The following is a 13129-nucleotide window of genomic DNA, read 5'->3' on the forward strand; positions in this document are numbered from 1 at the left end:
TAGGAAAGTAAGTTTTGCCTAAAAAGTTTTAATCCACATCGACCGCGCTTCGATAATCAAGGATGCTGCGAGCATCAAGATGGTGGCACCCATAGGATGCAAAAGCCCGAGAGCAGCAGCGGTCATAGCAGCGATATTATAGGTCCAGGCTAAAAGAAAATTGTTATTAATGAGGCGATTCATGCGCTTGGCTCCGGTAAAGAGCCACGGTATCGGTTCGGTAAGACCCCTTAAGAGGACAACATTAGCGTCGGTCGTTTCCAGCCCTGCAGGCAGTGGCATACTCGCCATCGCTCCCACCATCACGCCCACATCGGCAGCTCTAAAGCAACGCTTAGCCGAGTCATCGCCGACAACGGCCACTACCCGGCCATGGTTGTGCACACTGCGCACCGTCTGGGGTTTATTTCCCGGCTGGATACCTGCCAACACATGCGATACTCCAACCATATCCCCGTAGCGACGCGCCACCGGATAGGTATCACGGCTGAGCATCATGGTGTCGATGCCCTGATCCTCGAGGGCCTCAATGGAATCATTAGCATCGGGTTTTACCTCATCATGCAATGTAATAACGCCGCGATCTTGCCCCTTCCACCGAACGACGAGCGGTGTGCCCCCAGAGACAGCGGGGGCAGCCAACCGACCCTTGACATCCGAGAGATTACGCGGGCGCCACAGTTTCGCCTCTACGCTACGCATCTCCATGCCCCCATCAGCGGTGCGCATAGGAATCTCTACGACACCCCCGAAGCTACCTTGTTCATCAATATATTGGTGGCTCACCTCGATCAAACTCGGGATAGAATCATCAGAGGACGTATCCCGAGATTCCCGGGCTGCTCGCACCAAAGCCAGCGATACGGGATGTTCACTCTCCATACACAGGGCTCCGGCAACGCGAATCACGAGGTCAGCATTTTCTCCCGCATTCGCGGTAACCGTTTCCACTGACATTTCGCCTTCACTTAAGGCACCCACTCGGTTGAAGATAACCGTGTCCACCATATCGAGGCGACGCACCGTCGCAGAATCTCGAATCAGCACGCCTCGGCGCGCTGCTGCTTCAATTCCCTGACGGGTAGCCACCGACGCGGATACAGCTAGGGATACCGGCGCCACGCACCCCATCATAGAGAGGGCCGTTGCGGTGGCGAGATAGTAATTGTTGGTGAGCAGTGCCCAGATGGAAAAGACAGTCACCGCGCCCATAATTGCTGCTGGAACGAGTAGCGATGCCGAACGGGTAGCGAGAGCATCTGAATAATTTTGATGAAGACCCGAACGCCGAATCCACCGCGCTATTGCTACTAACCAGGTGCGGTGACCCGTTGCGATGGCGCGTACTTTCAGGTTCTTTTCTCCGTTGATGCACCCTGCGTACACGGTACTTTTAACTTTGACATCGAAGTGGCCGATCCCGAGGGCTCGACCGTCGATGGTGGAGGATCCGCCGATAACTATTCCATCAACAGGAATAATATCTCCTGCCGCAACGATGAGGTCATCGCCCACGTTGAGTTTCTGAACTGCAACTTCCTCTTCTTTGACTGCCCCAGTTGTGCGTTGTTTGGTTACCCGCAGGGCCGTCTGGCGGGCAGCGGGAAGATACTCGGCGAGCTCATCAACTAAGTTCTTTCGGGTTTTGCGTGACAGTAGGCGTCCCGCTAGCAGGAAGAGGGTCATCGTACACGCGACATCGAAGAAGAAGACCCCGGAATCATTAGCGGCGGGAGATGCGGTGAGAATTTCTGAACTCACCCGATAGCTCGGGCTCCCTGCCGAACTCAGCAGCATATGCAAGACGGAATAAACATATGCGGCGATAATAGCGAGGGAGCTCGCAGCATCGAGAGCGAACATGCTGCGTCGGAAACCGCCGAGCATCGCCCGGTGGAAGGGGTAAGCGCCATAGGTAACAACAGGAAATGCAATGAGAGCGAGCACCCACTGCCAGTAATCGAATTGCAGGGTCGAATCGTAGCTGATCACTACCACGGGGATGGTGAGCAATAATGAGACGATCAGCCGAGCTTTCGTGATGAGGCTTCGTGCTGTGAAAAGTACATCTGTGGGGTCTTGGGGCTCGATATGCCGATCCGGCCCTTCCAGAAAACCCTCTCTGCGGGCAAGAGCGAAATCCTTCTGCTCTTCTTCGGCGAGCTTGCGCGCCCCCCGTGACATCCGCTGCTGCCGACGACGCTGTCGCAGTTGCGAGCGGGAGATTCTCCCCTCCTCCACATCCGACCACGCCATGCGCCGTCGAATCGAGGAGTCCGTGAGACGAGCAGTAATCCCGTGGCGGGCAAAGACTTGTTCAATAACTTGGATATCGATCGTGCGAATGGCACTCACCCATGCCATGGATGAGGTGTAAACGATGCGTGCCTCAACGCCCTCAATGTCGTTGATGGCTTCTTCTAGCGGTGCTACGGAAGCAGCATTTTCTAATCCCTTGAGCTCGAAGGCAAAAGAGGTGCGTCCACTACTAATGGCAGCGGCCGCCGCCTCTTCGGGGTCGTTGATATCCGAAAGAGTAAATGACGAGATTCCTACTCGCTTTGCTGCTTTCTTCGCCGAGGCGATAGCATCAAGAACCCGTGAATCGATGGCCTTAATATCGTTTTGATCCATAATTTTCCAACCCGTTACTGTCTCACAGCCTATTCAGCGGGAGAAAAAAGCTCCCCATCACTCGGCACCCGACCGACGAAGCCCCAGCTTTCCCAGAGGCACTCCTCACACACTACAGGGTCATGGGGCTGAGTTGAAGATTGACCTCGTGAGCTTCCTTTGGGCGTTCTTTCCTCGGAACTCCGCCTTTCTGAAGCAGGCTAAGAGAAATGAAAAGGCTCTGGGCTGCTATTTCATCAGCAGCTCAGAGCCAAAGTCATCGCCTAATCTTCTGTATTAGGACTTCCTGATCCTAGCGTTGTGGATTAGTGAAGTTCTTCATGAAGGAATCAACGATAGGACGCAGCCATGGGAATGGGCGGGTCCAATCAAAAGGTGCGTGGCGGTTTTGAGGCCAGGTTCCGGCAACAGGACCACCAGGAATCAGAGATACCAGCGCTGCGATAGCGAAAGTCACTGCTGCGGCAATGGCGCCCCCACCGAGAAGGTTAGTCCAGAACTTCGGATCCTTAAGATCGGCGCTACCGGTCTTATCTTGCCCCGGCACTTCGCCTTGAGGAAGCTCAACACTAGGAGCCTCGCCAGGAACAGCGGTCTCCGGCACTACACCCTCAGGAAGCTCAACACTAGGAGCCTCGCCAGGAACAGCAGCCTCTGGCACTACACCCTCAGGAAGCTCAACACTAGGAGCCTCCTCAGGTACAGCGGTCTCCGGCACTACACCCTCAGGAAGCTCAACACTAGGAGCCTCGCCAGGAACAGCAGCCTCTGGCACTACACCCTCAGGAAGCTCAACACTAGGAGCCTCTTCAGGTACAGCGGTCTCCGGCACTTCGCCCTCAGGAAGCTCAACACTAGGAGCTTCTTCAGGTACAGCGGTCGCGGGCTTGGAGTCTGGATCGCGGGGATCGGTTGGCTCACCGTATTTGCCGGTTAGCTCGTCCAGATCATTAACGCCATCCTTATCGGTGTCGGCCAGCTGTGGGTCAGTTCCGATTGCGATCTCTTCGTCGTCGGGAATGCCGTCACCATCGGTATCCACCACGCGATCATCGCGATTAGGGTTGGTGTACTCACCGAAGGCAGATTCATCTTGGATACTGCGGCCTTCGGTCTCATCGAAGCGAACCTTCAGTTCTTCACCGTCTAGGATACCGTCGCCATCCGTATCGTTATTAGTTGGGTTGGTGCTCCCTGGGAAATTGATGCCGTCTGCGTGTTGATCCTTGAAGGGGTTGAAGGTACCAGCAATTTCAGAGAAATCATCAATTCCGTCCTCGTCAGAGTCCTTCGCCTGAGGGTTGGTTCCGAAGTTCTCTTCTACGGGATCCGCTAGGCCGTCACCGTCGGTATCGACGGTTTGTACGTTTGGATCGGTGAAGAAGCGAGGATCGAGGGTAGGGTTCACAAAGGTCTGGCCCGTTGCCTCATCGACGTAGGTACCCAATTCAATACCATCGAGCACTCCGTCTTTGTCGGTATCCCGATCCTTAGGGTTGGTATTGCCCGCTGGACGTGAGGGATCAAATTTGGTCTCGAAATCCGAGAGTAGACCCTTCACCTCAGCGGCGTCACCGATGCCGTCATTATCGGTATCTGCTTCCCAAGGATCAGTATCGTAGTCCTGCTCCTCTTTATCGGTGAGGCCATCGCCGTCCGAGTCAGCTTTGTTTGGGTCGGTAGGTAGGGTGCCCGGAATGCCATCGTCAACGGTTTTATTGCCTCGGACCTTGACCTGCATTTCTTTTCCGTCGGGGATCAGATCTCCGTCGGTATCTGCGTTGTTGGGGTCGGTATTGCCTGCTGGCCACTCCGGATTGAAGGAATGATTCTTGAAGAGATCGTTCGACACGGTTGCGAAGACCTCATCGTAATCGGTAATCCCGTCCCCGTCGGAGTCAACGTTGTCGATCTTGGTACCAATTTCTAGCTCGAAGGCGTCGGGGAGGCCGTCGTTGTCGGTATCCTCACCGTCGGGCAAAGTTAGAGTCAAAGCACCGGAGGTGCTGTCGTTGGGGTCGGTCTTTTCACCGTCGAGCGTTTCGGTCTCCCCGGTGACCTCGTTGTACTTAACCTTAAGCTCCACACCGTCGCTCGTGCCGTCGTTATCGGTATCGGCATCGGCAGGGTTGGTTGAGCCGGGGGTATCAGGAAAATAACCGGTAGGGAATGTTTGATTGTGCGTTCCTAGAACTTCGTCGCCATCCAGGATGCCATCACCGTCGGTATCAGGATTGCCCACTTTGGTTCCGTAGAAGGCCTCATAAGCATCTGGGATACCATCGTTGTCGGTATCGGTCTCGTCATTTGCTCCACCGATAAGGTCGCGAAGGCCTTCGGGGAGATCGTTGATATCTTCCGTAACTGGAGCAGATTCATAAGCTGGCGCTTTTTCGCCACCCTGTGGAGTCTGAGCATCCGGCGTCTGGGTATCTTGCGCTTCAGTATCCGACGCTGGAGCGTCTGCTGCTGGAGCGTCCTGAGACTGCGCATCAGTCTGTGCATCCTGATTTTGAGATTCAACCTGCGCATCAGCTGCTGGGTTCTCCTCAGCAATCACTGGGACGCTCAGGGAGCCTGTTGCGGCTAAGGCGATAATTGCAGCTGCGGAAAGCCCTGTGCGGAATTTGCCAGCACTGAGGTTTTTCCCCGCATTGCGACGGCCATAGGTTTGCGTCATCGTGAACCTTTCTTTCGGAGCGCCTGTATGAGGGCGATATCCGCACCCCGTCTTGGTCGAGCTGGTTGCTCGTGGAGCCAAGCAATCAGTCGACCCTCAGGAGCTCCTGTAGTTAATAAGTTTTCTGTGAAGACCACGGTAACAAATAGGAAATAACTATGCACACCGGCTAAGGCTCTTAGTAATATCATCCCCAGAAAAGGCCGAAGAAACGGACCTCTTTCTTCCACTCACCTATGGTCTGATCTGCGCTTTTGCTGATATGCTACTAGATATTGGGGATCTTATTCACAGCATAATATATTTGTGATACCACTCACGATTGAAGAGTATTTATATTCAAATGCTTTTTATCAGGACTGGGAGCTCACTAAATACTTAGAAAAATCTTATAGTCATAGCAAAACCCCGCAGTTTCTCACGGCACTGGAGAACACCGTGAGAAACTGCGGGACTCTGATGGGTACTGAAAGGACAATAAGGAACACCGCGGCGGCCTCATCCACCCGCTATATACGCCTTTCTATGACCGAATCGACGATACGGGCGTGGAGTTAGTGTCATCCTCAGCCCAGCGACGCATCTCTTCTCGGCCTAAAAGATAAACCGCTAAGGCTGCTCCCACACCGATAAGAATTTGTAAGCTGCCGTTGATTGCTAACAGCACTAAGGACATAGCACTTGCCTCAGTGACAGCAAAGACAAAAATTCCCCGAACACTGAGATATATACATACATAAATAAGCAATCGTCGGGCCATCGCAGATCGCTTGCCCCGCTGCGACAAGGTGGTCACAAACCACGCAAAGACCCCGACGAGAGCGATAGCAACTAAGGCCGAGAAGCAAATACTGACTATTGCAAGGAGATCGAGCATCGCGGGGCCGGGTTTGAGGCCGGCATCCGAATCCGCATAAGCCTGTTGAATTTGTCGGATAAGAGTATCCCGGTGGATGATAGCGCCCACTGTGGCGATAATCTGGTGGAGAATCTCGATGAGAAAAATGCCGCTTAACAGTTTGATCGCAAAAGCCACTAATTCAGGTTTTGATCCCGGTTCGCTCATAATTCCTCAAAATCTACTCTCGTGGCTCCGCAAGCCAATAAATTTGTCTCTCCAGTTTAAAAGTTACGGAGCTTTTTTGCCGCATCCAACGCAAAATAAGTCAAAATCTGCTCAGCGCCTGCACGTTTAATAGAGAGCAGGGATTCCATCATCACGGCATCGAGGTCGAGCCACCCGTTACTGGCTGCCGCGTGTAGCATCGCATATTCACCCGAGACTTGGTAGGCGGCAACTGGGATAGGTGAACGATCTGCTACCTGCCGTACGATATCGAGATAACTCATGGCTGGTTTTACCATGACGAAATCGGCACCTTCGGCTATATCTAGATCGACTTCAAGCAGCGACTCGCGCGCATTCGCGGGGTCTTGCTGATAAGCGCGCCGATCCCCCACCAGGCTGGAGCCGACGGCTTCTCGGAATGGCCCAAAGAATGCAGATGCATATTTAGCGGAGTAGGCCATAATGGCCACATCATGGTAGCCCGCTTCGTCAAGCCCCTCCCTGATCGCGCGGATTTGTCCATCCATCATTCCCGATGGGCTGATAATATGCGCTCCGGCTCGCGCCTGCGATACCGCCATATCTTTATAACGGAGAAGAGTAGCATCATTATCAACGATCATCTCACCCCACTGATTCTCAGTGAGCACTCCACAGTGACCGTGATCGGTGAATTCATCAAGGCAGGTATCGGCCATAATGAGGATATCATCACCGTATTCCTGGCGGAGCACTGAAATTGCTCGGTTGAGGATGCCATCCGGGTCGCTCGCTTCCGTGCCACGAGCGTCTTTATTACCTTCGTCAGGGACTCCAAAGAGATCAATGCAGCGGATACCACACTCAATCGCTTGGCCGACGACTTCGCGCAAGGAGTCCATCGTGTGTTGATATTGGCCAGGCATCGAACTGATCTCACGAGGTTGAGATAGACCGTGGGCAATAAAGAGCGGGTAAATGAGATCTGCGGGTTGCAGCGTTGTTTCTGCAACGAAATCTCGCATCGTGGCATTAACGCGCAGCCGCCTAGGACGGCGTTGTGGATAGTGGGAGGTCATGATTAAGCCTTCATTATTATTCGAATTTCAACCTTGATCGTACTTGGTCGATGGTGACCCTAACCAGTGCGTCGACAGTGGCAACAGGGGGCATCACTGTGGAGTGTAGTCCGAGCTCCTCGGCCACGGCTAAGGTGCGGGGACCGATACAGCCCACAACACACCGCTGTGGTGGAAGACCGAAACGACTAACAAAATGTCGAGCCATCGATCCCGAACTCAAACAGATTGCCGCGTAGTCGCCTGCCGCCATAATCTCTAGCACCTCTGGTGGGGGCGGTGGTGCCTCCACGGTTCGATAGGCTTCGACGCAGTCCACCTCATATCCCAGCGAGGTCAACCCTGCGGGTAGTTCTGGGCTCGCCAGGTTGCCTCGAGGCAGCAGAACTCTCCCTGCGCCTTGGGGTTGGTGTGTGCTCTGTGCACAAAAGGGAGGAAAAATAGTGAGCAGTCCAGTGGCGTTATAGTGCTGTGCGGGCGGAACTACATCAACCGATTGGCCGAGTTCTTCGAGCGCACGTGCGGTTTTGACGCCGACGGCCGCTATTTTCACTCCATGGAGAGGTAAGGCCTCGCGGCAGGCATCAACAGCATTGGTGGAGGTGAAAATGACCCACTCATATGCGCCTTGTAATGCCTTAGATAAGACCTGTTGATCGCGGGTAGGTTTGATGGCGATCATGGGTACGACGAGGGCGCGCATGCCGTGGTGCTCGATGGCGTTAACCATGTTTTGTGCCTGTCCGAGCGCTCGAGGCACCACGATTGCGGGCATCATAATGGCCTTAAGTCCTAATCGAGGAGCAACGCGGCTCCACGAGCAAAGAGCTTTGCCGCCACCTCTTCGCCTAGGTTCGCAGCCTGATCCACAGCCCCGGTTGCGTGGGCTCGCAGCGTGAGGCCGCCATCGAGTCGGGTAACACTTCCCACAAGAGTGAGAGTATCTGCCTCTAGACGAGCATAGGCGGCCACCGGAGCCGTGCAGCCGGCTTCGAGGTGGGCTAAAACCGCTCGTTCAGCGAGAGCACACGCTGTAGCGGGGTGGTCTGCTAGCTGTGAAATAGCAGCAATAGCGGCCTGATCGTCTGCGCGACATTCGACCGCCAATGCGCCTTGCGCAGGGGCGGGAATAAACTGCTCAGGATTAAAAATATCGGTAGCTTCGTTATTCCTATTGACGCGCGCCAGCCCCGCATATGCTAAAACAACGCCATCGAGTTCCCCAGAGCGCACCTTGGCTATGCGAGTATCAATATTGCCTCGTAAGGGGCGGGTCTGAATATCTGGACGCATCGCCCGCAACTGGGATATACGGCGCGGGGCGCCGGTTCCGATCACAGCGCCTTCGGGAAGGGCTGCGAAATCTAAGCCATCGCGAGCGATGAGACAGTCCCGGACATCAGCGCGCTGAGGAACCACACAATAAAAACGGGGGTCGGGCGCGGTGGGGAGATCTTTAAAAGAATGAACAGCGATATCGCAGTCTCCTTGGGCGAGGGCATCACGCAAGGCTTGGGTGAATACTCCCACGCCGATTCTTTCCACTGGGGCCATATTGACGTCCCCCTGTGTGGTGACAATGCGAAGATCTGCGTGGTACCCCAGTTGATGCAGTGCATCTCGGATATGGCCAGACTGCGTGGTGGCCAGTAGCGATCCTCGGGTACCGATTGTCAACATTTCTAGGCTCCTATTTCCTCATTGAGCGGCATCGCGTCGAGATCGACCGTAATGGATCGACCGGCTGGTGCGACCCCGAAAAGCTCCTGGAGGGCACTTTCGTAGGTGACGGCCCGAGATTCAGCCGCTAGTTGTTTCACGGCTACTGTGGGTTGGTGGAGCAATTTATCCACGACGCGCCGCATTGATCGCTCAACTTCGTGCAGCTCTTGGGCATCGAGCCCACTTGCTTTCGAGCGCAGCCTGGCCATCTCGGATTCAACAAGCTTCGCTCCGTGGCGCCTGAGAGCCGTCACCGCGGGAACGACATCCTTGATCCGCTGCTCAGAGCAGTAGGCTTTGAGTTCCTCCGCAACAATCGCTTGAGCTTGGGCGTCGGAGGGAATAAATCCACGGTCGGATCGAATGGCGTGAAGGCGTTCGATATTGACCAATCTGGCTCCTCTTTCGGTCACCGCATCCTCGATATCACGAGGCAGGGAGAGATCGATAAGAAGCAGCTCTGATTGACGCTGGTCCATGGCAGGGATATCGGCAGCGGTAATGGTGAAGTTTTGGGCGCCCGTGGCTGAAACAGCAATATCAACTTTGCGCAAAGCTTGAGTACGCAGGCCGAAATCAATAACCTCAGCCTCTACCCCTGATTCGCGAGCATGCTCAGCTAATCGCTCCGCGCGCGATTGGGTGCGGTTGGAGATGATGAGCTTGTTAATGCCCAGTCTGCCAAGGTGCGTGGCGGCCAGGGAAGCCATGACACCCGCCCCTAAGACGAGCGCGGTTTTCCCTCGAAAATCCTCCGCCTGCAGATGCCCAAGAGATTGCTCAAAAGCAAAGGACACCATTGAGGCTCCAGCTGCATCAATTTCCGTCTCGGAGTGGACGCGCTTGCCCGTATGGAGCGAGGCCTGTACTAGGCCGTGCAATTTCGGGCCAACGCTCTCAGCAGCAATTGAGGCTTGGTAGGCGGAGCGGACTTGACCAATAATTTGCTGTTCCCCCAAGACCATGGAGTCGAGGCCGGAGGTCACCACCATCATATGCTCGGCTGCGGCGTCATCGTAACGCACGTATAGAGAGGAACGCAGTTGGTCGAAATCGACCCCTGAATTGAGCTGGAGAACACTCACAATATCCGAGATTCCACCGTGAAAGGAGGAAGTAACGACGTAGACCTCAACTCGGTTACACGTAGAAATGATCATGGCCTCGGATATTGAGTCTCGAGCCAGGAGCTGGTGAGCCATGCGATCGCGGTGCTCGGGATCAAGACTTAATTTTTCCAGCAAAGAGACGGGCGCTGATTTGTGGGATAATCCCACAACGAGGACACTCATCGCCTGTTATCCCTTCTCTGTTCTCCACGTTCGCTTAGGTGTGCATCGCGTAGCTATCCACCAAAAGCGCAATAGATATCCAACTTTAGATGGATAATTCCTGCATATTTAAGGTTTATTTAACCTTGTCATATCACGCACTTTTTTACAACAAAGCCTTGGCTAAGTCGCTATTGTCCACCTCCCAGCAACTAAATTCCTCATCGTCGATGACCACAACGGGCACCCGATCCGAGAACTCAGCACGAAGCTCGCGATCGGTTTCCACGTCAATGACCAATAATTCCAAACCAGCCGCCTGTACAACCGGACGTATTTGCTCCCGCACCCGCACACACGAGCCACACTGCTTGCGCACCATCAATTCGACCTTCGATGCCATAGATCCTCCCCATTTTTATGCCGCGCTGATGACCCCACGGAATCTTCTTTAAATACCTCCTAGCCTAATACTTTTAGGCTGAGGAAGAGCAGCTGGTTTGTGCTTCCTATGCGCTACACCCCACGGGCTGGTATCAATCAAACTATCAACTGGCTTAGTGCAAGGGCTACGGCGGAATATACGTGTGTCTGGCATGATAGATAGTAGCGTTAACCAGCACCTCACCAAGCCCCATAAGGTAGTGACTACCCGCAATGAATTCCCCTCAACCTGCATCTCATTCAGGCGATGTCCCTTCACCCTCACACTCCGGAAACCCGCAGTGGCACCAGCGACCCGAAGATTTTCTGGCGAGCTGGAGCAGCACGCGCGGCAATATGCGGCGTTTTTTCGAAGAGCAAGCCTTCCCCCCTATCGACGATGAAGCCCAACGAACAGCTGGTGAAGCAGCGGCCGCTCTAGCAGCTAGCGAGCTCTTTGGACTAGAGCTCAGTGACTACGACTCTGGTTTAAAGTCCGTATCTGGAGCATTTGAGGCCGCGGGGCGAGGCAGAAAACAGCAACCGGACCCTACTCACCCGCCTACAGAGCGAGCGGCTGCCTTCTTCGATATCGACAACACCTTAATACAAGGGTCTTCGATGATTGTCTTTGCCATCGGTCTTTTCCGCAAGCGCTTTATTACAGTCGGGGATATCATTCCGATGGTGTGGAAGCAGATTAAATTCCGTGTAACCGGTCAAGAATCTGCGAAGGACGTCGCTATCGGTCGAGAACAGGCACTGGAGTTTATTGCAGGACGAGAGACCGCTGATCTAGTCGAGCTCTGCCGTGAGATCGTCGATTCCCATATGAGCGATCGAATGTGGCCAGGTACTAAGCAGCTAGCCGAAGAACATTTAGCTGCGGGCCACCAAGTGTGGCTCGTCTCGGCCACACCTGTCCAGCTGGGACAGATTCTCGCAGAACGCCTAGGGTTTACTGGAGCCTTAGGCACCGTTGCCGAGGTGGAGGATGGCAAGTTTACGGGTCGACTCGTCGGTGATATTCTTCACGGCCCCGGCAAACGCCATGCGGTGGCGGCATTGGCCACCTTAGAAGGGATCGATCTCAAACAGTGCACCGCATATTCTGATTCGGTTAACGATACTCCCATGTTGTCGATGGTGGGTACGGCGGTGGCTATTAATCCCGATCGCCAGCTTCGCAAGATTTCCAAAGCACATGGGTGGGAAATATATGATTATCGCAGTGTACGCAAGGCGGTGCGCACCTTTGGTGCTCCCGCTCTGATCACAGCCCTGTTTTCGTGGCGAACCTGGAAAGCTCGTCGTCGATCCTAGCTGGTACGGTGACACAGAAAATCCCTGCCCATAAGATTTCACCAATCGTTTCAGGTGATGCCTTGGGGCAGGGATCTTGACAGACGTTTTACTTACCGAGTTTTCTACGCTGCACTCGGGTACGACGGAGCAACTTGCGGTGCTTCTTCTTGGACATGCGCTTGCGGCGCTTCTTAATGACAGAACCCATATCGGTTTCCCTCGCTTACTAGATGGATGTACGTACTTCCGACGTCAGTCTTGCTGGCTCATTGCACGGACTGAATGCTTCCCAGCAGTCCGAAGTGCACTTTCGCCCTGCGGTGTGAAAATCTCAACAAGATACCGCATCCCAGCCATAAAGAGTAACCGTGGCCACCCATGGAGATACGATGCCGCATCCGCGAGAAATTCTCGTGCAAAAGCCTTGCCTGACACGAATGGTGTCAATCATACCGAGCATCAGCCATGAACAAAAATTAAGAGGGCAGTTTCCGCCTTGGGCACTTGGGGTACTTGTTCGGTTATCACACTACCGCGCCAAAGATCGGAGCATGAATCAAACAAGGGATGGAGCCACAGATCGAGCCACGCTTCAAACAAGGGATCGCTCTATAAATCGAACCTCAGGTCATATCTTGGCTGCTGCCGAGGGTCGGGCACTTATCTAGGACGACGAAAATGGCGGTATACAGACTGCATGCGCAGACCTATACACCGCCGTCGGCGCCTTCACAGGCACTGGGTTCACTGAGATATCTGATATTAACCTGCTTCGTAATACGAGGCATTCAGATATTCATTGACCGCTTTTTCGTGAACGCGGAAACTGCGTCCAACGCGAACCGCTGGCAGCTCACCGGAGTGAACAAGCCGGTAAACAGTCATTTTGGATACTCGCATGATTTCTGCGACTTCCGCGACTGTTAAAAAGGTTCCGTTTTCTTCTCTAGCCATAGTTAACCTATAC

11 protein-coding genes are annotated in these 13129 nt (G+C 54.0%); 1 reads left to right on the forward strand and 10 read right to left on the reverse strand.

Features of this window, described 5'->3' with window-relative positions; genetic code table 11:
* Positions 1–18: 18 nt before the first annotated feature.
* The 8 genes from NXT01_RS03795 to NXT01_RS03830 all read right to left on the reverse strand — a co-directional run bounded on the left by NXT01_RS03795 (position 19) and on the right by NXT01_RS03830 (position 10837).
* Positions 19–2634: a cation-translocating P-type ATPase gene (locus NXT01_RS03795; protein ID WP_259077582.1), complete on the reverse strand. Its 2616-nt coding sequence runs from the start codon at positions 2632–2634 to the stop codon at positions 19–21.
* Between the two features lie 292 nt (positions 2635–2926).
* The gene (locus NXT01_RS03800; RefSeq protein WP_259077583.1) at positions 2927–5314 is read right to left on the reverse strand and encodes a hypothetical protein; all 2388 of its coding nucleotides are present in this window, start codon (positions 5312–5314) and stop codon (positions 2927–2929) included.
* Positions 5315–5837: 523 nt separating this feature from the next.
* Complete coding sequence (locus tag NXT01_RS03805; RefSeq protein WP_259077584.1) at positions 5838–6380, reverse strand: hypothetical protein; 543 nt, start codon at positions 6378–6380, stop codon at positions 5838–5840.
* 56 nt (positions 6381–6436) lie between these two features.
* Positions 6437–7441: a porphobilinogen synthase gene (gene hemB, locus NXT01_RS03810; RefSeq protein WP_259077587.1), complete on the reverse strand. Its 1005-nt coding sequence runs from the start codon at positions 7439–7441 to the stop codon at positions 6437–6439.
* A gap of 16 nt (positions 7442–7457) precedes the next feature.
* Positions 7458–8219, reverse strand: coding sequence for a uroporphyrinogen-III synthase (locus tag NXT01_RS03815; RefSeq protein WP_259077590.1), 762 nt, complete (start codon positions 8217–8219; stop codon positions 7458–7460).
* Positions 8220–8233: 14 nt separating this feature from the next.
* On the reverse strand, positions 8234–9121 hold the full coding sequence (gene hemC / locus NXT01_RS03820; protein WP_259077593.1) for a hydroxymethylbilane synthase: 888 nt from the start codon (positions 9119–9121) through the stop codon (positions 8234–8236).
* 2 nt (positions 9122–9123) lie between these two features.
* Positions 9124–10455 carry a glutamyl-tRNA reductase gene (locus NXT01_RS03825; RefSeq protein WP_259077596.1) on the reverse strand — a complete coding sequence of 444 codons (1332 nt, stop codon included), beginning with the start codon at positions 10453–10455 and terminating at the stop codon, positions 9124–9126.
* 145 nt (positions 10456–10600) lie between these two features.
* A complete protein-coding gene (locus NXT01_RS03830) occupies positions 10601–10837 on the reverse strand; it encodes a glutaredoxin family protein (protein ID WP_259077598.1) in 237 nt (78 codons plus the stop codon).
* A gap of 254 nt (positions 10838–11091) precedes the next feature.
* On the opposite strand from NXT01_RS03830, the gene NXT01_RS03835 reads away from it, so the two are divergent.
* Positions 11092–12180, forward strand: coding sequence for an HAD-IB family hydrolase (locus NXT01_RS03835; RefSeq protein WP_259077600.1), 1089 nt, complete (start codon positions 11092–11094; stop codon positions 12178–12180).
* Positions 12181–12268: 88 nt separating this feature from the next.
* On the opposite strand, the gene NXT01_RS03840 is transcribed toward NXT01_RS03835, so the two are convergent.
* Positions 12269–12370: a 30S ribosomal protein bS22 gene (locus NXT01_RS03840; RefSeq protein ID WP_003402602.1), complete on the reverse strand. Its 102-nt coding sequence runs from the start codon at positions 12368–12370 to the stop codon at positions 12269–12271.
* A gap of 554 nt (positions 12371–12924) precedes the next feature.
* Entirely contained in the window at positions 12925–13116 is a 192-nt protein-coding gene (locus NXT01_RS03845; protein WP_259077602.1) for a helix-turn-helix domain-containing protein, read from the reverse strand.
* Positions 13117–13129: the final 13 nt, after the last annotated feature.

Origin of the sequence: Corynebacterium sp. ES2775-CONJ (genome assembly GCF_024814515.1) — a bacterium.
Classification (GTDB): domain Bacteria; phylum Actinomycetota; class Actinomycetes; order Mycobacteriales; family Mycobacteriaceae; genus Corynebacterium.

What these genes read in the sequence shown, in the direction of transcription:
- NXT01_RS03795 (WP_259077582.1), bottom strand. Translation starts at nt 2,634, where the DNA reads ATGGATCAAAACGATATTAAGGCCATCGATTCACGGGTTCTTGATGCT.
- NXT01_RS03800 (WP_259077583.1), bottom strand. Translation starts at nt 5,314, where the DNA reads ATGACGCAAACCTATGGCCGTCGCAATGCGGGGAAAAACCTCAGTGCT.
- NXT01_RS03805 (WP_259077584.1), bottom strand. Translation starts at nt 6,380, where the DNA reads ATGAGCGAACCGGGATCAAAACCTGAATTAGTGGCTTTTGCGATCAAA.
- hemB (WP_259077587.1), bottom strand. Translation starts at nt 7,441, where the DNA reads ATGACCTCCCACTATCCACAACGCCGTCCTAGGCGGCTGCGCGTTAAT.
- NXT01_RS03815 (WP_259077590.1), bottom strand. Translation starts at nt 8,219, where the DNA reads ATGATGCCCGCAATCGTGGTGCCTCGAGCGCTCGGACAGGCACAAAAC.
- hemC (WP_259077593.1), bottom strand. Translation starts at nt 9,121, where the DNA reads ATGTTGACAATCGGTACCCGAGGATCGCTACTGGCCACCACGCAGTCT.
- NXT01_RS03825 (WP_259077596.1), bottom strand. Translation starts at nt 10,455, where the DNA reads ATGAGTGTCCTCGTTGTGGGATTATCCCACAAATCAGCGCCCGTCTCT.
- NXT01_RS03830 (WP_259077598.1), bottom strand. Translation starts at nt 10,837, where the DNA reads ATGGCATCGAAGGTCGAATTGATGGTGCGCAAGCAGTGTGGCTCGTGT.
- NXT01_RS03835 (WP_259077600.1), top strand. Translation starts at nt 11,092, where the DNA reads ATGAATTCCCCTCAACCTGCATCTCATTCAGGCGATGTCCCTTCACCC.
- NXT01_RS03840 (WP_003402602.1), bottom strand. Translation starts at nt 12,370, where the DNA reads ATGGGTTCTGTCATTAAGAAGCGCCGCAAGCGCATGTCCAAGAAGAAG.
- NXT01_RS03845 (WP_259077602.1), bottom strand. Translation starts at nt 13,116, where the DNA reads ATGGCTAGAGAAGAAAACGGAACCTTTTTAACAGTCGCGGAAGTCGCA.